Source organism: Bacillus sp. 275 (assembly GCF_001999205.1).
GTDB classification, from domain to species: domain Bacteria; phylum Bacillota; class Bacilli; order Bacillales; family Bacillaceae; genus Bacillus; species Bacillus velezensis.
This window is the reverse complement of sequence record NZ_CP019626.1, coordinates 2,667,191-2,687,904: the sequence shown is the minus strand read 5'-3', so window position 1 is coordinate 2,687,904 and position 20,714 is coordinate 2,667,191. Positions and strand designations below refer to the sequence as shown.

Here is a 20,714-nt window from a genome sequence, read left to right as displayed (position 1 = left end):
ATGTTATCCCCTTTCACAAGTCAGCTTCTATACATTTTCTTCAAAATAAGCCCCCAGCACGTCTTCCACATTCGTCAGGTGCGCGGTCATCGCGGCTTCCGCTTCATCCGCGTCTTTGGCGGCGACGGCACTGTAAATGCGTTCATGCTCTTCATACAATCGCTGCACGCTCGTTCGTTTAGAAAACAGCCAAATTTTTCTCGTTTCTCTCATCGTTTCCAAAAGGAGCGCGGAGACATGATTCATGAGATGCTTGAGCAGCCCGTTTTGTGATGCTTCCGCCAGCGCCATGTGAAAGGAGAAATCCGCTTTTTCGCCCAATTCTTCGTCTCCGTCAATGTCTTTCATCTCCAGGAGAGCCTGGCGGATTTTTTGTAAATCGTCTTCGGTGCGTTTTTCAGCGGCCATGGCGGCGACGCCGAGTTCAAGCAGCTTTCTGACTTCGAGCAGCTGTTTGACGTCCTCTTTTTTCATCAAGAGGGCGGAAGAAAGCGGCTGGGAAACATGAGACGGCTCAAATTCTCTTATGTATGTGCCTTCTCCCTGCTTCATGTCGACGAGCCCCATCGCTTTCAAAGCCGACAGCGCTTCTCTCACCGCCGAGCGGCTGACCTGAAAACTCTCAGAAAGCGCCTGAACGGAATCAAGCTTTTCACCCGGCTTAAGCTCGCCCGCTTTTATCTTCTCCAGCAATGCGTCAGCGACTTCCTCGTAGATTTTTTTCGTTTTAATTTGTTTATATTTCAACGCGATCACCCCGTCACTTGTGAATCTTGATGTTTATCGTCTATTATACTTCTTTTTTTGTATTGCCGACAGGTTCAGACAATTTGTTCAAGAAAAGTATTGTACTTTCAAAACTTTCAAAATATAATGCTAATTAACCCGGTCATCAGATGACCTTATCATAAAAAGTAATCGCTTACATGACATAAGGAGGGGTTTTTTAGGGATGCAATGGACACAGGGGTACGCTCCTTTAGGGGGAAATTTGCTTTTATCGGCAGCTTGCGCGCTCGTGCCGATTATCTTCTTTTTTTGGGCGCTTGCGGTGAAACGGATGAAGGGGTACATCGCGGGGCTTTTAACGTTAGCCGTTTCACTTTTAATCGCTGTATTTGTTTACGGCATGCCGGCGGAAAAAGCGGTGATGTCCGCTTCTCAGGGAGCGGTATACGGGCTGCTTCCGATCGGCTGGATTATCGTCACATCGGTCTTTCTGTATAAAATCACCGTGAAAACAGGACAGTTTGAGATTATCCGGAGTTCGGTGCTCTCAATTACAGATGACCGGCGTTTGCAGGCGCTGCTCATCGCCTTTTCATTCGGGGCGTTTTTAGAAGGCGCCGCCGGTTTCGGCGCTCCCGTCGCGATCTCGGCCGCTTTGCTCGTCGGACTTGGTTTTCAGCCGCTGTATGCGGCGGGAATTTGCCTGATTGCCAATACGGCGCCCGTTGCCTTCGGCGCGATCGGCATTCCGATTACCGCCGTCGAAGGTCCGACCGGGATACCGGCAATGGAAATTTCTCAAATGGTCGGCCGGCAGCTTCCGTTTTTATCCGTCTTTATTCCGCTGTACTTAATCATTTTGATGAGCGGGTTTAAAAAGGCTTTTGAGATATGGCCGGCCATTCTTGTTTCCGGCATCTCCTTTGCGGCCGTGCAGTACGCAAGCTCGAATTTTTTAGGGCCTGAGCTTCCGGATGTGCTGTCGGCGCTAGTTTCCATGGCCGCGCTCGCTCTGTTTTTGAAATTTTGGAAACCGAAAACGGCCTTTCGTTTCGCGGCAGAACGGGAATCAGCAGCGGCCGCTGACCGGACGCAGATCAAGTACGGGGGCGCCGCGGTGTTTAAAGCGTGGTCTCCTTTCCTTCTTCTGACGGCCATGATATCCGTCTGGGGGATTCCCGGCGTGAAGGCTGCCTTAACCGGTCATTATGAAGGAACGTCAATGTGGCTTTCCTGGCTGAATGCAGCCGGGCGTGCATTGACCTTCACGCCTCCCGTCCCATTTGTAAATCAGCAGATTCTTCAGGCGGACGGCACGCCGATTGAAGCCGTGTACAAACTTGAGCTTTTCGGTTCAGCGGGGACGGCGATTCTGATTGCCGCCGTCATCTCCAAGTTCGCCCTCGGCATGTCGTGGAAGACATGGGGCGAAGCGTTTATAGAAACGGTGAAAGAGTTAACGCTTCCGGTCGTGACCATTGTTTCTGTTGTCGGCTTTGCTTATGTGACGAATGCTTCCGGCATGAGCACGACACTCGGTCTTGCGCTTGCCATGACGGGCGCGATGTTTACCTTTTTTTCGCCGGTGCTCGGCTGGCTCGGCGTATTTATTACCGGCTCTGATACGTCGGCCAATCTGTTGTTCGGCGGATTGCAAAAGGTGACGGCGCTCTCTGTCGGGATGGACCCGGTTCTCTCCGTTGCCGCCAATTCATCAGGCGGTGTCACCGGAAAAATGATTTCTCCGCAATCCATTGCGGTTGCCTGTGCCGCTGTCGGTCTGGCGGGCAAGGAGGCCGACCTTTTCCGTTTTACGATTAAGCACAGTCTGTTTTTGCTTCTGCTCGTCTGTCTCATTACATTTTTACAGCATCATCTGTTTTCATGGATGATCCCGTAACACGGAGAACCTCCCCGGGGTTTGGCTCGGGGAGGTTTCAGCTGTACCGTTTTCTCGCCGATGACGGTGGAATATTTAATTGGTCACGGTATTTGGCGACGGTGCGCCTTGAGATTCGGATGTCATATTGTTCATGCAGCAGATCGGCAAGCTTTTGATCTGAAAAAGGTTTCTTTTTATCTTCTTTACCGACCAATGCCTCCAGATGCGCTTTTACGGCATAATTGGAGGCGCCGCCGTCCCCCGACGATTCAGCTTTCGCCGAGAAAAATGTTTTCATTTCATACAGTCCGTACGGCGTCTGAACGTACTTCCCTTTGATGGCCCGGCTGATCGTTGATTCGTGGAGCTCCAGCGTTTCCGCCACCTCTCTTAAGGTCAGCGGCTGCATTCCGCTTTTTCCTGTGAGAAAAAAGGATTCCTGCCGTTCAGTCAGGACGCCGATAATTCTCGTGATCGTTTGTTTTCTTTGCGACAAAGCCCGGTTCAGCCAGCGCCACTCCTGATATTTTGCCGACAGATAATTTTTCGTGTCACGGCACCCGGCAGCTGACAAGAGCGGCTGATAATGGGTATGAAGCTGGATGTCAGGAAACGAACGGCTGTTGAGCTGCGCTTGAATGATGCCGTTTTTCACTGTGATGAAAATATCCGGTTCCACGTAAAAACCCGGCTCCTCATGCGCATAACGGAGCCCCGGCCTCGGATCAAGGGCGCTGATCATGTCAGCGATGTCCTGAATGTCTTTAAGCGAAATGCCCGTTTTTAGTGTAAGCGCTTTCCAGTTCTTTCTTGCAAATAGCTCAAAATAGGCGCCGGCAATCCATTCCGCCTGTTCGTTCCGCTCGGGAAGACGGCGGAGCTGAAGAAGGATGCATTCCTGCAAAGACCTGGCGCCGATTCCCGCGGGCTCAAGGGATTGAAGCTTTTTCAGAACCGCTTCCGTCTCCTCTTGTGAAGCGGATACATGGTCGGCGGCAGCTTGTATGTCCTCTTTTAAATATCCGTTTGAGTCCAATGAATGTATCAGATAATTGAAAATCTTTTTCTCATCATCGGACAGCTTCATATCTAAGGCTTGCTGTTTGAGCGAATCCTGCAGCGTTTTGCGGGTAAGTCTGATCTGCTGGCTTCCGTCCCGTTCTTTCATCCTGTTTTTACTTGTTTTATGGTAAGATAGTGGCGGCGTGTCTGTTTCCTTTCGTTCAATCAGAGGGTTTTCCAGTGAGAGCTCATCAATATATCCGGCCAGTTCCGCGGAATTGTATCCGAGTAATGTGATAGCCTGTTTAAGCTCTTGCGTTAATTGAGGCTTTAACATTTGTGTTTGCTGAAGTTTGATATCCATCATGCTCACTCCCCTTTTTTCATTGTACATGATTGGTTTCATACCGTATATACTTATTAAAAGGAGTTGCTTTATAGATGTCAGAACTTTTTTCTGTTCCTTATTTTATTGAAAACTTTACACAGCACATTGAAATGAATCCGAATGAAGACCGAATTCATGCGATGAACAGCTATTACCGCTCCGTCGTCTCAACCCTTGTTCAGGATCAGCTGACGAAAAACTCGGTTGTGCTCAAAAGAATTCAGCATTTGGATGAAGCGTACAACAAAGTAAAACGCGGAGAAACAAAATAAACCTTCCGCTCATTCAAAGCGGAAGGTTTTCCTTCGTGCCGGCGGTTTCCCCGATCAGACGGACGTCCGGCGCTTCGTGCACCCAGGTGTGATAATAGTTGGCGTTTTTCCCGTATGAATTATCAATGACGGTATTCGGTTTCCCGAGAAGTGAGGACAGAATGTGGCCATGGAGCCTTGACGTTTCCACCGATTCGTACCTGCTGAAAAACAGAACCGCTTTTTTCGTCAAGAAATCGGAATAGCGTTTCCAAAACCGCGCAATCGGCAGCGGGTTTCCCGCTTTTTTATTCAAAACATTCAGCGTTTGGAAAAAAGCGATTCCCCTGCGGTCGCTTGCTGACAGCACATCCTGCCAGTCGCAGCTTTTAACGGAAGAATTGTTTTGCAGCTTCGGATTGATTTCCCCATCCGTGCGGATAAAATGAAGCCTGCCGCGTGACGGAGCCGCTGACGCCGCCATCGGATACAGCTGATGGGCCATGTCAGGCATAAGCCCGATATGATTCGCCGAAAAAAAGCATTTCGCGGTCTCGTATGACACATGATCTCTCGTAAACAGGTGGAGATCCTTGTGCTCCGCAAAAAGCGCCGATGTCTTCTCAAGTCGTGTCTCATCCTGATAATAGATGGATTGCGGCAGGATGACGATCCTGTTTTCCGGAAAGGATTTGACGATTTTTTCCCTGAACGTCTGATAGTATGGATAGAGATCCCCGAAATTTCCGCCACCCTGACAGACGATGATCGTCTTTTTGTCCGCCCGGCGCCCGAATGGAAAATTGTCGGGATTCCAGCGCTGTTTCACGCGGATGCCGTGCGCTTTAAAAAACGCCTCCGTCCCTTTCATTATCAATAAATCCCCTACATTTCCGTAGAGGGGATAGTCGGCATATATGATGTCAGATTGCGGCGGTATAACGCTGAGCAGACCCGTCAGCGTCTCTTTTAATCGGCTCATAACATGGCGGCTGTCCATGTTTTCTCCCCTTTCGTTTCAAACAATTGCGCAAGTGCGTCAATGACGCGCTGCTGCTCCTCAGAAGACAAGTCAGACCCGGACGGCAGACAGATGCCCCGGCTGAAAAGGTTCTCAGAGACACGCTCATGTTCGCTGTGAGGATAAAAGACGGAAGATGAGAAGAGCGGCTGCGTATGCAGCGGTTTCCACAGCGGCCGGGCCTCAATGTTCTGTTCCGCAAGACAGGCGACGGCTTCTTCCGGCGTCACGCCGTTATCAAGCGTCAGAGCCGTCAGCCAGCGGTTTGAAACCGTTCCTTCAAGCTCCGGCATCATGCGGATGCCCGGATACGTTTCCAGCGCTTCCCGATACCTGTGAAAGATTTCTCTCCTCGCCCGGACGCGATCTTCGAGCACTTCCAGCTGCGATATCCCCACGCCCGCGAGAATGTTGCTGAGCCTGTAGTTATACCCGAGCTCGCTGTGCTGGTAATGAACGGCGGCATCTCTCGCCTGGGACGCAAGAAACCTCGCTTTTTCAATCGCGGCCTCATCGTCAGACACGAGCATGCCGCCTCCCGATGTTGTAATGATTTTGTTGCCGTTAAAGGAATAAATGCCGAAACGGCCGAACGTGCCGCTCTGCCTGCCTTTATATGTTGATCCTAAGGACTCGGCAGCGTCTTCAATCAGACAGACGCCGTATGCGTCACAAAGGCTCATTAATTCATCCATTTTCGCGCTTTGGCCGTAAAGATTGACGGCGATCACCGCTTTCGGGAGTCTGCCGCGCCGCTTTGCATCCCGCAGCGCCCGCTCAAGCGCATCGGGCGACATATTCCACGTCTCCCATTCCGAATCAATAAAAACGGGCTCAGCCTGCTCATACACAATCGGATTCGCCGTGGCGACAAACGTAAAGGAAGGACAAAATACAACGTCTCCTTTTTTCACACCCGCAAGCCTCAGGGCAAGATGGATGGCGGCCGTTCCCGAGCTTACGGCCGCCGCGCTTTTCACTCCCGCATATTCCGCGAGCCGCGCTTCAAACGAATTGACGAGCGGACCGAGCGGGGCAATCCAATTGGAACGGAAGGCTTCTGCGATGTATTCCTGTTCTTTTCCGCTCATATGAGGCGGAGACAAATAAATCCGTTTGTTTGTTTGCATGAAATCATCCTTTTTCATTATGGATAGGGGAGATGACGCGGGCCGGAACGCCGACCGCCGTCACATGGCCGGGAATCCGGCTGATGACCGCAGCCCCCGCGCCGATAACGGACCAAGGGCCGATGTCAATCTGCGGTATAACGGACGCGCCGATTCCGATGTGCGTTCCTTCCCCGACTTTCACTCCGCCGGCAAGCGCCGCGCGCGGTGAAAGATGGACGTAATCTCCGATGGCATTGTCATGATCGGCAACCGCCCCCGTATTGATGATGCAATGGGCGCCGATGTCAGCGCCCGCCTGAATGACGGCGCCCGCCATCACAACCGTTCCGTGTCCGACGGAAGCCGTTTCACTGACGATCGCCCCGGGGTGAATGAGTGCGGCATAATCGTCATCTTCAAGCCCAAGCGTTTCAGCGAACTGCTTTCTGACGCCGTTGCGGCCGATGCATATCGTGAACACGGCTTCGGGGACGAGTTTCCGAAGCATGGGCACGTCTTCCGTCCGGCCCGTATATAAACCGTTCCGAACGGCAAAACCGCTGAATCCGTCATCCAATACGCCCGCAAGCTCCATATCGGAACGGGCCTGCACGATTTCCTTCACGACTTTTCCGTGTCCGCCGTTTCCGATCAGCACGACCTTTTTCACGATGACATATCTCCGCTGCCTGTGAAGCGCTTTGCCGTCACATGGCCGGCTTGATGTATGCCTTCTGACACGAGAACTTTTTTCACTGTTAAAAGCAGAATCTTTAAGTCGAGAAGAAATGTGCGGTTGTCGACGTACCACACGTCGAGCTTGAATTTTTCCTCCCATGAAATCGCGTTTCTCCCGTTAATCTGCGCCCAGCCCGTAATCCCCGGCTTCACCTCGTGACGCCGCGCCTGCTCCGCCGTGTAAAGCGGCAGATAATCCATCAGCAAAGGGCGGGGGCCGACAAGACTGATATCTCCTTTGAGCACATTAAAAAGCTGGGGAAGCTCATCGATGCTCAGTTTTCTGATCAGCCTTCCCGTTTTGGTCAGACGAAGATGATCCGGAAGCAGCACACCGTTTTCATCACGCGCATCCGTCATCGTTCTGAGTTTATACAACGTAAACGGACGCCCGTTATGCCCCGGTCTCGTCTGTTTAAACAATACCGGAGACCCGATGGCGCATCTGACGGCTGCCATGGCGAAGAGAAGGATGACGCTCGCGCCGCACAATAACAACACCGCGGCCGCTATATCAAATACACGTTTCGCCTTCAAATCTGAACAGCTCCTTTCACTTTTCGGCATTTCTGTAAAGCAAGCCGCCTTTCTTCTTTCGTACAAATGAAGAAAAAAGCGAATGCGGCATAGCTCATGCATACGGCAAGCCCCGCGGCGATCAGGCCGGCCCAGCTGTCAAGCGGTGAAAACAGCCGGATACCCCGGCAGACAGCCCAGGCAAATACGGCCGCCGCCAACGGGCCGAACATGCCTTTGTAAAACGCGGTTTTCTGAAAACCGGTAATATGCGAAACATACAGCGGCGTGAAGACGGCATTTTTCAAAATGAGAGAGACTGCACCGGCGATGGTGATGCCGTACAGTCCGAGATGAGCCGGACCGCTGAGAACCACGGCCAATACGACATTCAGTCCGCCTAAACATAAAGTAACGACGGCGGGCGTTTTTTGTTTATTAAAAGCCGTCCATACGTAAAAAAGCGGCATGACAGAGAGACTGACCGCCAAATACCCGGCGTGAATGTATAAAAGCGGCGCCGTCTGCACAAACGACGGGCCCAGCCAAATCGCCAGAAACGGTTCGGCAAGCCCTCCTAATAATGCGGCGGGAAGCGCGAGGAGAAGCCCGTTCATCCGCACAGCCTTATTGGCGTAAGACAGGAGACCTTCCATATCCCCTTTTGAGTAATAGGAAGTCAAAACCGGCGCAAACAGTGAAGCAAGCGTCCCGGCAAGACTTCTGAGCAGGAGCGGGAATTGAATAATCGCCGCATAGACACCCGCCTCAGACGGCCCCAGCACGAGGTTGGCCGTCATGAGATCAATCTGCAGAAACAGCAGCACGCCGATCTGGTTGACAGAGCTCCAGGCACCGGCCGAAAACAGCACTTTGCTCGTCTGTAATGACAAGGTTTTACGGCTGAAAGAAAACCACGGAATCAATTTCTTAAAGAAGAAAAAAGTCAGCACGGCCGCACAGACGGCTCCCGCTAATGCCGAAAGCTGGATCTGCCAGATTTTCGGCGGCAGGCACGTAAACAGAGCGAGCACACACAGCACCCTGACCAGCATTTGCACGGCCTGAATGGAACTTGTGATATAAAGCTTGTTGGCAAAAAACGGCCCCGTCGCGAACCCCGCCATAAAAAACGTCAGCATAAACAGCACGCTGCCGATCACGATAGACAGCCTCACATCCGTTAAGAGCCCGGCCGGCACATTCATAATCTTGTCAATAAAAAAAGCAGTCCCGGCGAGCGGCACAGCGAGTAATAGAGATATCACGACAGACGCGGCTAAATAATTGCTTACATACGCATTGGCCTCATCCCTGTTCCCCCTGTGGGCGGCGACGGAGAAAAACCTCACAACGACAGAGCTCAGCGCAACGGTAATAATAGAGAAATAGTTAATGATATTCTGTGTCAGATGGACAAATCCAAAAGCCTCCACACCTAATGTTTTCACAATAAAGGGCGTCATCCACACTGATAAAAACACCGATAGTAAAAACGCCGTCACATTAGCGCCGAAATTAATGGCAAATTTCATGCTCCTTCCGCACTGCCTTTCTCTTTCGATTTCCGTTCGAAAAACGCATGCAGAAGAAGAGGAAGGCGCATTTTGCACAGACCGAGCACCACGCGCTCCCCCGCCAGCAGCTGTTTATGGCGGCACGGCGTCCTGCGCACCGCCGTTTTTACCATGTCATACGTTAAGATTCTGCCGATGTGCGCCGTAATCTGATGTGACGGCTGCGGGGCGGCGCATGCGTTGGCGATCAGCATCGGAATCTGATGCTTGCACAAATATGTATCGATATCGCTCCGGCACGCGTCCGTCAGCCCGTTTTCCTCATAAAAAGCCATTTTCGCTTTATATTGCTTTTGCAGTTCTTGATCTAAGTGGGGCTTAAACGGTGTTTCTGTAAGACTTTGCGGATTTTCCCGGTAGATATACAGCCCTTCGTCTATCACTTTGATACGCGCGGCTCGGCGGAACGCTGCCAAGTTAAACGGAGAGTCCTCAGCAAACCGGATATCTTCATGGAACAGCAGCCCTTGCAATGCTTCTTTCCGGTATATATAGCGCCACACATACCAAATAAACCGATGTTCGTGCGCACGGGTCAGCAATGCTGTCATTTCATCCGCTGTGAAGACGCGGCCCGGCGGAAGGGACGGCGGCATATATGTTCTTTTCTTAGACGGCGTTTCTTTATAATAGCCGCAACCGGCGATATCCAGCCGGTTCTTCTCCGCTTCTTCATAAAGCCTTTCGAACATCGTTTCCGTCACATAGTCATCGCCGTCCGCAAAACCGATATAACGGCCGCGGGCGGCTTTTATTCCGGCATTGCGGGCCGAGCTGAGGCCGCCGTTTTCTTTATGAATCACCCGGATTCTCGCATCTTCTGCGGCGAATTGTTCAGCAATCCGGCCTGACCGATCCGGTGAACCGTCATTGACGAAAATGATTTCGATGTCTCTCAGCGTCTGTTTTGTTAAAGAAACCGCGCATTCTTTCATAAAAGGCTCTGTCTTATACATAGGCACGATCACGCTCACAAGCGGCGCGGTCATTGGGCATCACCGCTGATTTTCGAGCGCAGCCCGGCAAAATAAACACTGCGCAAAGAACCGCCTTCCTCATGCTTGCCGCTGAGCAGCCGGTTTACGGCGGCCGTTACGGCTTCAGGGTCAGGACGTTCAAGCAATGTCATGTTCGGTATGTTTTTCAGCCATTGATAGCCTTCCATCACTTTATGATCAAACGAACGAATGACGACACAAGGCGTTTTCGTCAGCGCGCAAAAAATCATCCCGTGAAGCCTGTCAGTGACGACGGCTTCCGCGCCTTTCAGCGTATTCCAAAGCGCCTCCAGCTCTTTTTCACGTGTATGGCGGCTTACCCTCCGGCCGACCGTCGTCGTAAAGGAATACAGCTCTCCGTACTCTTTTGCCAAAGCTTCTTTTACCGTCGTTCTGTCCTCAGCCGTCAGCGCACTCTCCTTATCCTCCCGTAAACAGAGGTAGATCCCTTCCCGCGGGATGTGCCGCTCGCTTTTATCCAAATATAAGACCATGTCAGGCTGTTTGAGCACTGTTTTTCCGGGAAAATGACGCTTCATCCATTGATACGTCGTCTCATCTCTCGCCATTAACAAAAGGTCGGGATGCGCATTGTACACTTTTCGGGCGCGCTTCAGTTCCTTCCGTCCCTTTTTTGATTCAGAAAAATGAGCCGTCGCCGGAAGCTGAACGATCCGATATTGCCGGAATGTTTTGATGATAAAGCGGCGCGTCCATTCCTCATACCGGTACAAATCCCCCATGTTCCCGCCGCCGATGATGAATACCATATCATCGGGGTGGCGCTTTTTGATCAGCGCTTTTGCGGATCTGTATATATCCTTCATATCCACCTCGACAATGTCAAAATCGGGATACTCCCGTTCAAGAAACGTTTTGCTTGCGTAGGCGATGGCGTGATCGCCGAGATTATCGTGGGACGGGAGCAGCGTCAGAATGATCTTTTTTCTTGCCGCTGTAAGCCCCGCCCCATCCGCTGCCGTTCCGAAATGAAATTGGGACGGGTATTTGACCTTAAGCAACAGCCATTCCGCGAGATTGATTTTTAAAGATTGTATCGACATGTCTTCACCCTCTGATTTTCATTTTGTACTCGATTGCCCGCTGATACGCGGCTGATGCCAGCGACACGAACGGAATCAGCTTCAGCTTCGCCAAAAGCAGAAGGCATGAGCGTTTGGCGTCAAACGGCGCCGTTCCGGTTTTGGAAAGGCTCAGGCGAAACACGGGATCAGCGCATATCCGGCTGATATTCTTCCACTTCTCAGAAAACCGGCCGCCGTTATTCCGCTTCCATTCATTCAGCAGGCAGACCGTTCCGTGCTGAACGATGAAAAAATCCAGCTCCTGCCGGTATTCCTGTAAGCAGCCGTTTTCACGCAAAAAAGCCTCGTTCAGCCGATAGAGAACGAGACCTGAGTCAAACAGCTTTTTCTGATAGCTTTGCACAATGGAAGTCAAGTGAATCCGATAATGATAGAGCGGCTGATCCACGTACGAGACCGCACCTGCGAAAACATGCGCCCGGAGGCTGAAGTACTGATCCTCCACGTGCTCCAGCTCATCACGAAGCGGAAAGCGCAGCTGATGATGCTCGATCATGGTTCTTTTGTACAGCTTGTTCCATGAAAAACCGCTGACTCTTCCTTCAAATAAATCTTTCAGGTACAGTTGTTTCGGGCGCCCCGCGTACGCTGAAGCGATCGTTGAAACGGCGGTTTTCCCCGTATCCGCAAACTCGGCCGCATATTCGCAAATCACGAGATCAGCCTGATCAGCCTTCGCTTTTTCATACATGCGCAGGCAATAATCAGGTTCAACCCAGTCGTCCGCATCAATAAAAGCGATAAATTCGCCGCGCGCCGCCTCGATCCCCCTGTTGCGGACCGCGCCGAGCCCACGGTTTTGCTGATGAATGACCCGGATTCTCTCATCCCGCTTCTGATAGGTTTCAAGAATCGCCGGGCTTTGATCCGTTGACCCGTCATTAACAGCCACGATTTCGATATTGGCGAGCGACTGATTGAGCAATGAATCTAAGCATCTTTCTAAATAAGTTTCCGTATTATACACAGCAATTAATAAACTGACCGCGGGTGTTTCCATATAAACCTCCAATGTCCATTACCGGGAAAAAATCGTTCTGTACGGAAGCACAGACGAATCGACCGGCATAAGCAAGTAACTGTAAAGAAAATAACAGACAATAATGGCGATATAAATCAGCGCATTTGATTTTTCATCAAAAATCCTCACAAAATAAGGGATCAAGATCATTTGGTACAGGCCGAAATATATATTAAACCGGGCGAAAATAACATCCTTTGTCGCCAAAAGACCGAAGAGCAGGCCGAGCAGACAGAAATTCACGATGACATCAATGTCAGGCCAGAGCTTCCGCAGCCGCTCCCGATAGCAGAAAGCCAAAAACAGCGGCAGAAGCAGCACCGCGATTTTTACGACGTTCATCCCGTTCGTATTGGTCATCAGCCATTTCTCATAATGGCCGTATGAGCTGTTTTCCAGCACGACGACAAAAAGCGAAATGAACTTCTGATACAGAAACGTCATAAGAAGAAACAATGCCGACAGTCCGAAAATCGCAGGCGACCAGGCTCTTTTTCTGACGAGAAAATAAACCGGAATCATAATCAGCGCTGAGGAATGAAAAAGCGAACACAGCAGCACGATTGACATATAACGCTTCCAGCTTCCGCTGATCACGTAGCGGACGGCCCAAAACAAAACGGCCGCCACCATATACTGCCTGATCCCGTTAAAGGAAGCGTAATAGTGATACGTGCCCAAAAACAAAAACACACTCAGCTCAAACGGACGGCCGAACTCAACGAGCCCCTTTAAAATAAAGCTGCACGTCACGACCGCCACGGTGAAATACATGATTTGCGGATCTTTCGTGATAAAATTCATGAGCCAGATGAGAGCCGTAAACCCCGGATCAACGGCTGCTTTTTTCGCTCCGAACCCGAAGATCTCCCAAATGCTGCCGTAATTTCCCGCCAGCTTGTACATCAGCGCGTACGTCTGAAAATCCGTCCCGACTCTGTAGCGCAAACCGGAGACCAATACGAGCGATAGCAGCGGAACGATCATGACGAGCTGATTCGGCCGGTATCCGGTCGAAAGCGATTGATCACGCCCGCCGCACATTTTCGCGAACCATGACCAAATATACACAATTCCCATATTGACTACATATACAATCATTCGTTACTGTTCCTTTTTCCAATTCATATTGTAAAGCTTCATAACAGCCCCCGCATTTTCTCCCGCGTCATATCCCTGCCGTCTGAGGGTTTCTTTAATGCGCGCCCCGTCAGGCTTTGCCGCCTCTGCTGCCCGTAACACCGCGGATGCCCATTGTCCGGGCGGTTCTTTGAGGCTGAGCCTTTTGACCAGCCCGAGCCCGGCATCGGCTTCTTCCGTTATGCCGTCTGATATTACGCACGGCACCCCGGAGGCCTGCGCTTCAACGAGCGTGACGGGCAGCCCTTCATAAAGAGACGGCATGACAAATACATCCAGCGTTTTCAACAGGGCATGAACGCGGTCTTCTATGCCGATAAAACGCACATCATCATCAAGCCCCAGCTTCGCCGCCAGATTTTCCATATCGGTGCGAAGCGGACCGTCTCCGGCGAGAATCAGCTGTAAACCGATGCCCCGCTCTTTCATATCAGCGGCCAGCCGGAGCAGAAATTCGTGGTTTTTTTCTTCTGTAAAGCGGCCGATATGGCCGATCACCAAACGGCCGCCTGCAATGCCACGCTTCCTTTTTTCAGCTTCTGTGTCCGCGCACCCGCCGGCAAATAAGTCGAGATCAATGCCGTTCGGCAAAAGATGCACGTCTTTTTCTTTCCCGAATAAGAAACGGCCCGCGTCTTCCCCGCAGGCGCACAGTGCCGTGGCGTTTGCCGTGATCAGCCGTCTGAAAACAAACAGCTGCATCCCGGCAAGCCGCGACGCCCGCCCCCGCCACGACGTACTGTGCGAATGGCAGATCCGCACCGGGACGCCGGCTAAACGAGCGGCAAGCGCGATGAATCCCGACTGAAAATCGGTATGGGCGTGCACGGCGGCAAACGGGCCTTTTTCCTGAATCACCCGCTTGACCTGTTTCACAAATGTAATCGGGTTTGTGCTGCCGATGCTCGGCACATAAAAAAGCCGTCCGCCGAGAGCGAGAATTTCCTCATCATAAGCGCACGGATCGTTCCTATGGGTTAAAAAATCAAACTGCACCTTCGTTCTGTCCATCTTCCGGTACAAATTCATCATCATCGTTTCTGCGCCGCCCCTGTTCATCCCGCTGAAGATGTGCAGCACCCGCATCGGTTTGTCAGTCATGTTCGGCAAGCCCTTCTTTTTGGCGGATGTCCCTGTTTTTATGATAACGGTTCATGACCGCGGGCGGCGTAATGGCGCGGATGAGCGGTTTTGCGATATACGCGTAATGGGAAAGCGGCAGCTTCAGCCGTCTGCATGCCTGAAAAACGAGGACCGCGTTATCAATGGAATACGTAAACGATCTCCTTTTAAACGCATCACTGTCCTCTCTGACTTTATACAGCGTTTCTTGGAGATTGTACCCCCGGAAACCCGCTTCAAAAAAGCGCAGCCACAAATCGATATCCTCCATCCGCCGCGTCCGCCTGACTGACCGGTAGCCGCCAAGCGCTTTGTACGCTTCAGCCCGCATCATAACGGTGCCGTGGCAGAACGGTGTGCCTTTCGCCATAATTCCCGGTTTCGGCACGGGCGGCAAAAGCCGGGCGCCCCTTACGCCGAATTCGTCAAATACGAGCATCCCCGTGCCTACGACTTGATAGTGGGCGTGCTTGTTTAAGAAAGCGGCCTGTTTTTCCAGTCTCCTCGGGTTGGAGATGTCATCACCGTCCTGCCTGGCGATATAATCCCCCGTTGCGTATGTCAGACAGCGGTTCAGCGAAGCGGCAAGCCGTTGATTTGTCTTATTTTGAATCAGCGTGATCCGGTCGCCGTAATGATCCGCGTAACGGCGCGCAATCTGATACGTTCCGTCAGTTGACGCGTCATCACACATAATCAGTTCCCAATTCTTATAAGATTGGCTCAGGATGGATTCAATACTCTCCGCTAAAGTCTCTTCGCAATTATAAATTCCCATGATGACGGAAATTTTCGGTTGTGCTCCTGCATTCATACGCTTTTCTCCTTTTTATCCATATAACCGGCGTAAATGTGCGCCATTTCCTTTACCGTACGTGTTTCAGAAAAACATTCCGCCGTGCTGCGCCCTTTTTGCCCCATTGCTTTTCGCAGACACGGTGAGCGGTACAGCTTTTCAATCCGATCGGCAAACGCCGCGCTGTCCCCGGCCGGCACGAGAAAACCGTTCACACCGTCTTCGATGATCTCACGGTGCCCCCTGTTGTCTGCAGCAACGGCCGGCTTTTCGGCAGCCATTCCTTCAAGCAGATTCATGCCGAGTCCTTCCCGGATGCTTGAGGCGACAGACAGATCGGCAAGCTGAATCAGTTCATGAATATCGCGGCAAAAACCGTAAAACCGCACCATGTCGGATACACCGAGTGATTCAGCCTTTTTTCTGTACGGCGCTTCCATCGCGCCTTCTCCGGCAAATACGAGTTTCAGCTCCGGGATGCGGTTCTTCAGCAGTGCCGCAGTCTCAATGAGAAGTCCCTGATTTTTATTGCCGTTTAATTCAGCGGGGTATACGAGAATAAATTCCCCGGCGCCGAAGCCGTATTTTTCTCTCAGACGTTCACTCTCTTCCCGGCTCACAGGGCGAAACCTGTCTGTATTCACCCCGATGCCGTGTATTTTTTTCGCGCCGCAAGCTGTTTTTTTCATTTGCTTGGCCCGTTCGTAATCCTCTTCATTAATCGTAATCAGACAATCCGTGTAAGAAGAAAGAAATTTTTCGATCGGGTAATAAAGAAGCCAGTTTTTCAGAGGCGCTCCGTCACAGAAGTGAAAGCCGTGCGCGGTGTACAGCACCTTTGTCCCTTTTTGGCGCGCTTGTCTCGCGGCAAGGCGTGCGAGCACGCCGCCGACCGGCGTATGACAGTGAATCATGTCGTAGCCGTTGTCCTGAATGAGCCGTTTCAGCCGCCTGTAAACAGAAAGATTTTCGGGATGAAACGGCGAGCGCCGGATCGGAATGGAAAACTTTTCATCAACGAACGGAAGATTCATATTGCCGCCTGCCGCGACGTGCACCTCCCAGCCCATATCCTGAAACCATTGAAAATACGGAAGATGAAAGGCTTTAAAATGATAATCGACAGTGGCGCAGAATAATACTTTTTTCGTCATCTTTCTGTCCTCCCATCACACGCCTGCGGCCGCTTCTTCATGTACTGATTCGATCGCCTCAAACAGCCTTTTTCTCAGCTCTTCTTCAGGCAGACGGCTGAATTCCTCCATAAAACGGATGAGCACGGCCCAATTCCCGTCCACCGCTTTCCCGATATGGATTTTCGGAAAAATCTGCTCCGTATGTACTTCATTATGATTCAGCAATTCTTCATACATCTTTTCTCCCGGGCGGATGCCGGAGAATTCGATGGGAATCTGTTCTGTCGTATAGCCTGATAAATGAATCAGGTTTTTGGCCAGATCGACGATTTTGACGGGTTCTCCCATATCCAGAACGAAAATCTGCCGCCCTTTTGCAAGCGCCCCCGCCTGAATGACGAGTCTTGACGCTTCGGGAATCGTCATAAAATATCTTGTCATCGCCGGGTGCGTGACGGTGACGGGTCCGCCTTTTTCAATCTGCTTTTTGAAAATCGGAATGACGCTGCCGCGGCTTCCGAGCACATTTCCGAAACGGACGGCGGCGAATTTGGTGCTGCTGACCTTTCCGAGGTTCATGATGACCATTTCCGCAAACCGTTTCGTCGCGCCCATGACATTGGCCGGATTGACCGCTTTGTCAGAAGAAATCAGCACGAATGTTTCCGTTCCGCACATGTCGGCGGCTTCGGCGACATTTTTCGTGCCGATAATGTTGTTTTTAACGGCTTCTTCCGGATTATGTTCCATTAACGGCACATGTTTATGGGCAGCCGCATGATAGACGACGTGCGGCTCGTATTTTTTCATCAAAGCAAAGATTTTATCTCTGTCCTGAATATCGGCGATCTCCGCGTGAAAGAGCACCTCTTTGCCGAAGCGTGCGGACAGCTCGGTATGTACGGAATGAATGCTGTTCTCCCCGTGGCCGAGAAGGACGATTTCCCGCGGAAGAAACGCGCTGATCTGGCGGCAGATCTCAGAACCGATTGAGCCGCCGGCGCCCGTGACCAGAATCGTTTTTCCCTTGATGCTGTCAGAAATTTTGCTCGTATCAAGGGTGACCGGCTTTCTGCCGAGCAGATCTTCGGCTTTTACATCTCTGATGTGTCCGGCAGCCTGCGTTCCGAGCAGGATCTCGTCAAATTGCGGCATGATTTTAATATGGGCGCCCGTCTGCACACATTCTTTGTATAACGTCTGAAGCTCATGGGTGCAAAGAGACGGAATGGCAATGATGATATGGTGAATTCTCAGCCTCTGCACCGCCGGCATAATACTTTCTTTTCCGCCGATGACGGGCAGACCCATGATTTCAAGCTTATGCTTTGTCTGATCATCATCAATAAAAGCCACAGGCATGATTCCGAGATCGTTTTTCTGGGTAAGCTGACGGACGAGCAGCGTCCCCCCCGAACCTGCGCCGATGATCAGCGCCCGGGAAGAGTCATTTTGCTTCCTGCCGATCGTTTCTTTCAGCACCCGTGAAATCATCCGGCTTCCTCCGATGAACAATAGCTGAACCATCCAGCTGACGGCCAACAGCCTGAACAAAATCGTGTGGAACACCCCGTATTGGACGGCGGCTGTCACAGCTGCGGACAGCGTGATCCCCTTCAGCAGATCAAGCAGCTCGCCTATTCCCGTGTACGTCCATACCTGCTTATACTGGTGAAACATAAAAGCGCATACATGATGGCTGATCAGCATGCTCACGGCAGTCAGCAGCAACGCTCCGGAGTCATAAAAGTGATAAGAATCCTCAAAAAATTGATATCCTATAACAACGGAAAGTAAAACGAGATACGTATCCAATGCAAAAATCATTGAAAGTCTTCTCCGGTAAGTCAATCTTTCCCCTCCTCATTTATCGGTTTAGCTGATACGGTTTTCGTAAAAACAGACATAACAGCTAAGCCGATAACAATGCATCATCTTAAGATAAAATTGGGCATTTAACCCGTCCTCACACCCCGCCACCGACGACCAGCATCTAAGGCGGCGGAAAACGCCGCCCACAGCAGAGCCGAGTGCCTCCGTTGATAAAGGTAAGGAGACATCACCTGCACCGCTCAATATGAGTAGTGCTCTGTTTTTTTGATTTTCTTTTTATTCAGCAGCGCCCCCAAAAGCTTTGCCTTTGACTGCTGGAGCGCATCTCTCGCCTTTTGGACGGTATCCATTTTCGTTTTTCCGCTCAAGACGACGAGAACGCTTCCATCTGTCTGGTTCGCTAAAATCTGTCCGTCCGCCACAGCCAAAAGCGGAGGTGAATCGAAAATAACCAGACTGTACCGGCTGTACATCTCCTGAATCAGCTCTCCCATCGCCTTTGAAGATAAAAGCTCAGCCGGATTCGGCGGCGTCGGCCCGCTCGTTAAGACGTAAAGGTTATCAATCAGCGTTTTTTGCACCGTTTCGCCGAGGGAAGCGTTTCCGACTAACACATTCGTAAGGCCTTGTACATTTTCAAGCTGATAGGTCTCGTGTATCGTCGGTTTTCGTAAATCCGCATCGACGAGCAGCACCTTTTTTTCCTGCTGCGCAAATACCGCGGCAAGGTTGGCGGCGCTGAATGATTTTCCTTCTCCCGGAACGGAAGAAGTGACGAGAATAGAGCGCAAATGGGTCTGAACAGAGGAGAACTCAATATTTGTCCGAATGGTGCGGTATTGTTCAGCCACCAATGATTTGTGATGTAAAACGGATATTTGAGCCAGTCCCCTTCTTGATTTCTTTTTTCTGAATCCCAAACGCCTCACTCCCCGAAATGTTTTTCATCAGACCGTGTCTGCTGATTTTTGATGTCATACACAACCCCTAAAACAGGCAAGTCTGTTTTTTCGCTGAGCTGCCGCTCGCTTTTAACGGTTTCATCAAGAAAATGGAGAAAAAACGCAAGCGTCACACCCGCCATGAGAGCCGCACCGAACGCCATCATGATATTCCTGATGCGCGAAGGCTTGACCATCGGGCTTTCCGATGCTTTTGCCTCAGACAAAACAATGACGCCTTTTATATTCATCCTGTCACGGACTTCTTTTTTAAATGTCTTCATCAGCGTGTTCGCTATAGCGGCGGCCTGTTTCGGATTCTCGTCCTGCACCGCTACGGTAATGATCTCTGAATCGGTTTCGCTGCTTGTCGTGATCTTTGCTTTTAAAGCGGATGCCGTCTCAGAAAGATGCAGCGTCTGCTTCACTTTCTCAAGCACTACCGGGCTTTTCATTATCGTTTGAAACGTATTGTTGTAATGAAGATTCAGCTGAACGTCGCTGAGATTCGAATTTTTTTCACCGCTTGTTTCATGAATGAGCACTTGGGTCGATGCCTGATAAACGGGCGAAATCACCCGGAATTGGATGTATCCCGTCACCAGCGTTACAACTGCTGTCATGATAAAAATCAGTAAAAATCTGTGTTTAATAATGTCAAATAATTCTTTAAAACTCATATTCTCATTCATGTAATTACAGCCTCATCCTTATTGCATCAGGCTTAAACGCCCCCTTCTGTTAATGATTGGATTATAAAAGAAAAGGTCGAAATTTGAAAATTTCAAATTAAGCCATTTAGTTCTTTTTAGAGAACATTATCATGATTTTCCTCTTATTTACTGCACTTACCTTATAATTTTAAATTTTATAAAGAACGAAAAATTTCTTATAATGAACAAAAAAATGCCAGTATACAGGGGAGAATTCAGCACAATGATTGGAAGAATAATTCGTTTATACCGCAGAAGAAAAGGCTACTCTATTAATCAGCTAGCAGTTGAAGCAGGTGTCTCTAAATCTTATTTAAGCAAGATAGAACGGGGGGTTCACTCAAATCCGTCCATCCAATTTCTGAAAAAAGTATCCGCCACCCTGCAGGTCGATCTGACGGAGCTTTTTGATGCCGAAACGATGCTGCATCACATGGGAGGCACGGAAGATGAGTGGCGCATCCACCTTGTGCAGGCCGTGCAGTCGGGCATGCCGAAAGAAGAACTGTTCACCTTTACGAACAAATTGACTGAAAAACGCCCGGAGCCCGCACCCTACCGCAACAGAAAACTGACTGAATCCAACATTGAGGAATGGAAAGCGCTGATGCAGGAAGCCAAAGAACTCGGCTTGTCCGTTCAGGAAGTCAGATCATTTTTAGAACGGAAGCGTTACTAATGATATGCTGATG

20 protein-coding genes are annotated in these 20,714 nt (G+C 50.6%); 3 read left to right on the top strand and 17 right to left on the bottom strand.

Translation table 11 applies throughout. The features are described from left to right. Positions 1-27 precede the first annotated feature (27 nt). Positions 28-747, bottom strand: a complete 720-nt coding sequence (locus tag BZ167_RS13060; RefSeq protein ID WP_007407377.1) for an L-lactate utilization/bacilysin biosynthesis transcriptional regulator LutR — start codon at positions 745-747, stop codon at positions 28-30. A gap of 205 nt (positions 748-952) precedes the next feature. On the opposite strand from BZ167_RS13060, the gene lutP reads away from it, so the two are divergent. Next, positions 953-2,629 (top strand): L-lactate permease LutP, encoded by a 1,677-nt coding sequence (gene lutP / locus BZ167_RS13055; RefSeq protein WP_031378309.1) that lies wholly within the window; start codon positions 953-955, stop codon positions 2,627-2,629. Positions 2,630-2,666: 37 nt separating this feature from the next. Here the strand turns inward: lutP and rpoN are convergent, their stop codons facing one another. Next, positions 2,667-3,977, bottom strand: a complete 1,311-nt coding sequence (gene rpoN, locus BZ167_RS13050) for an RNA polymerase factor sigma-54 (RefSeq protein ID WP_077392214.1) — start codon at positions 3,975-3,977, stop codon at positions 2,667-2,669. A 77-nt stretch (positions 3,978-4,054) separates the two neighbouring features. Here rpoN and yvfG point away from each other — a divergent pair, with 77 nt between their 5' ends. Further along, positions 4,055-4,273, top strand: a complete 219-nt coding sequence (gene yvfG / locus BZ167_RS13045) for a protein YvfG (protein ID WP_003151570.1) — start codon at positions 4,055-4,057, stop codon at positions 4,271-4,273. 13 nt (positions 4,274-4,286) lie between these two features. Here the strand turns inward: yvfG and BZ167_RS13040 are convergent, their stop codons facing one another. The 15 genes from BZ167_RS13040 to BZ167_RS12970 form a co-directional block, all read right to left on the bottom strand. Next, positions 4,287-5,252, bottom strand: coding sequence for a polysaccharide pyruvyl transferase family protein (locus BZ167_RS13040; protein ID WP_077392102.1), 966 nt, complete (start codon positions 5,250-5,252; stop codon positions 4,287-4,289). Further along, positions 5,231-6,403: a DegT/DnrJ/EryC1/StrS family aminotransferase gene (locus BZ167_RS13035; RefSeq protein ID WP_007407381.1), complete on the bottom strand. Its 1,173-nt coding sequence runs from the start codon at positions 6,401-6,403 to the stop codon at positions 5,231-5,233. Before BZ167_RS13035 ends, BZ167_RS13040 begins: the two co-directional genes overlap by 22 nt. 4 nt (positions 6,404-6,407) lie before the next feature. Then, the gene (locus BZ167_RS13030; RefSeq protein WP_031378307.1) at positions 6,408-7,055 is read right to left on the bottom strand and encodes an acetyltransferase; all 648 of its coding nucleotides are present in this window, start codon (positions 7,053-7,055) and stop codon (positions 6,408-6,410) included. After that, positions 7,052-7,660 carry a sugar transferase gene (locus tag BZ167_RS13025; RefSeq protein WP_007407383.1) on the bottom strand — a complete coding sequence of 203 codons (609 nt, stop codon included), beginning with the start codon at positions 7,658-7,660 and terminating at the stop codon, positions 7,052-7,054. The genes BZ167_RS13030 and BZ167_RS13025 overlap by 4 nt, the downstream gene beginning before the upstream one ends. After that, positions 7,657-9,174, bottom strand: a complete 1,518-nt coding sequence (locus BZ167_RS13020) for an MATE family efflux transporter (RefSeq protein WP_031378306.1) — start codon at positions 9,172-9,174, stop codon at positions 7,657-7,659. Before BZ167_RS13020 ends, BZ167_RS13025 begins: the two co-directional genes overlap by 4 nt. Then, positions 9,171-10,205 carry a glycosyltransferase gene (locus BZ167_RS13015; RefSeq protein WP_031378305.1) on the bottom strand — a complete coding sequence of 345 codons (1,035 nt, stop codon included), beginning with the start codon at positions 10,203-10,205 and terminating at the stop codon, positions 9,171-9,173. Before BZ167_RS13015 ends, BZ167_RS13020 begins: the two co-directional genes overlap by 4 nt. Further along, positions 10,202-11,278 carry a polysaccharide pyruvyl transferase family protein gene (locus tag BZ167_RS13010; protein ID WP_061890833.1) on the bottom strand — a complete coding sequence of 359 codons (1,077 nt, stop codon included), beginning with the start codon at positions 11,276-11,278 and terminating at the stop codon, positions 10,202-10,204. The genes BZ167_RS13015 and BZ167_RS13010 overlap by 4 nt, the downstream gene beginning before the upstream one ends. A gap of 4 nt (positions 11,279-11,282) precedes the next feature. Then, positions 11,283-12,320 carry a glycosyltransferase family 2 protein gene (locus BZ167_RS13005; RefSeq protein ID WP_031378303.1) on the bottom strand — a complete coding sequence of 346 codons (1,038 nt, stop codon included), beginning with the start codon at positions 12,318-12,320 and terminating at the stop codon, positions 11,283-11,285. A gap of 18 nt (positions 12,321-12,338) precedes the next feature. Further along, the gene (locus BZ167_RS13000) at positions 12,339-13,442 is read right to left on the bottom strand and encodes a biofilm exopolysaccharide biosynthesis protein EpsG (RefSeq protein ID WP_007613926.1); all 1,104 of its coding nucleotides are present in this window, start codon (positions 13,440-13,442) and stop codon (positions 12,339-12,341) included. 3 nt (positions 13,443-13,445) lie between these two features. Continuing rightward, a complete protein-coding gene (locus BZ167_RS12995; RefSeq protein WP_060674036.1) occupies positions 13,446-14,582 on the bottom strand; it encodes a glycosyltransferase family 1 protein in 1,137 nt (378 codons plus the stop codon). After that, entirely contained in the window at positions 14,575-15,417 is an 843-nt protein-coding gene (locus BZ167_RS12990) for a glycosyltransferase EpsE (protein ID WP_020954328.1), read from the bottom strand. The genes BZ167_RS12995 and BZ167_RS12990 overlap by 8 nt, the downstream gene beginning before the upstream one ends. Next, a complete protein-coding gene (locus BZ167_RS12985; RefSeq protein WP_060674034.1) occupies positions 15,414-16,553 on the bottom strand; it encodes a glycosyltransferase family 4 protein in 1,140 nt (379 codons plus the stop codon). The genes BZ167_RS12990 and BZ167_RS12985 overlap by 4 nt, the downstream gene beginning before the upstream one ends. Before the next feature lie 15 nt (positions 16,554-16,568). After that, the gene (locus BZ167_RS12980) at positions 16,569-18,386 is read right to left on the bottom strand and encodes a polysaccharide biosynthesis protein (protein ID WP_172798706.1); all 1,818 of its coding nucleotides are present in this window, start codon (positions 18,384-18,386) and stop codon (positions 16,569-16,571) included. A 221-nt stretch (positions 18,387-18,607) separates the two neighbouring features. Beyond that, positions 18,608-19,288: a protein tyrosine kinase EpsB gene (locus tag BZ167_RS12975; RefSeq protein ID WP_007407393.1), complete on the bottom strand. Its 681-nt coding sequence runs from the start codon at positions 19,286-19,288 to the stop codon at positions 18,608-18,610. A 5-nt stretch (positions 19,289-19,293) separates the two neighbouring features. Beyond that, complete coding sequence (locus tag BZ167_RS12970) at positions 19,294-20,001, bottom strand: YveK family protein (protein WP_033575178.1); 708 nt, start codon at positions 19,999-20,001, stop codon at positions 19,294-19,296. A 244-nt stretch (positions 20,002-20,245) separates the two neighbouring features. On the opposite strand from BZ167_RS12970, the gene slrR reads away from it, so the two are divergent. After that, positions 20,246-20,701, top strand: a complete 456-nt coding sequence (gene slrR / locus BZ167_RS12965; RefSeq protein ID WP_003151541.1) for an HTH-type transcriptional regulator SlrR — start codon at positions 20,246-20,248, stop codon at positions 20,699-20,701. Positions 20,702-20,714 lie beyond the last annotated feature (13 nt).

Coding starts and splice junctions, on each gene's coding strand:
- lutP (WP_031378309.1), top strand. CDS start 953: ATGCAATGGACACAGGGGTACGCTCCTTTAGGGGGAAATTTGCTTTTA.
- rpoN (WP_077392214.1), bottom strand. CDS start 3,977: ATGGATATCAAACTTCAGCAAACACAAATGTTAAAGCCTCAATTAACG.
- yvfG (WP_003151570.1), top strand. CDS start 4,055: ATGTCAGAACTTTTTTCTGTTCCTTATTTTATTGAAAACTTTACACAG.
- BZ167_RS13040 (WP_077392102.1), bottom strand. CDS start 5,252: ATGGACAGCCGCCATGTTATGAGCCGATTAAAAGAGACGCTGACGGGT.
- BZ167_RS13035 (WP_007407381.1), bottom strand. CDS start 6,403: ATGCAAACAAACAAACGGATTTATTTGTCTCCGCCTCATATGAGCGGA.
- BZ167_RS13020 (WP_031378306.1), bottom strand. CDS start 9,174: ATGAAATTTGCCATTAATTTCGGCGCTAATGTGACGGCGTTTTTACTA.
- BZ167_RS13015 (WP_031378305.1), bottom strand. CDS start 10,205: ATGACCGCGCCGCTTGTGAGCGTGATCGTGCCTATGTATAAGACAGAG.
- BZ167_RS13010 (WP_061890833.1), bottom strand. CDS start 11,278: ATGTCGATACAATCTTTAAAAATCAATCTCGCGGAATGGCTGTTGCTT.
- BZ167_RS13005 (WP_031378303.1), bottom strand. CDS start 12,320: ATGGAAACACCCGCGGTCAGTTTATTAATTGCTGTGTATAATACGGAA.
- BZ167_RS13000 (WP_007613926.1), bottom strand. CDS start 13,442: ATGATTGTATATGTAGTCAATATGGGAATTGTGTATATTTGGTCATGG.
- BZ167_RS12995 (WP_060674036.1), bottom strand. CDS start 14,582: ATGACTGACAAACCGATGCGGGTGCTGCACATCTTCAGCGGGATGAAC.
- BZ167_RS12990 (WP_020954328.1), bottom strand. CDS start 15,417: ATGAATGCAGGAGCACAACCGAAAATTTCCGTCATCATGGGAATTTAT.
- BZ167_RS12985 (WP_060674034.1), bottom strand. CDS start 16,553: ATGACGAAAAAAGTATTATTCTGCGCCACTGTCGATTATCATTTTAAA.
- BZ167_RS12970 (WP_033575178.1), bottom strand. CDS start 20,001: ATGAATGAGAATATGAGTTTTAAAGAATTATTTGACATTATTAAACAC.
- slrR (WP_003151541.1), top strand. CDS start 20,246: ATGATTGGAAGAATAATTCGTTTATACCGCAGAAGAAAAGGCTACTCT.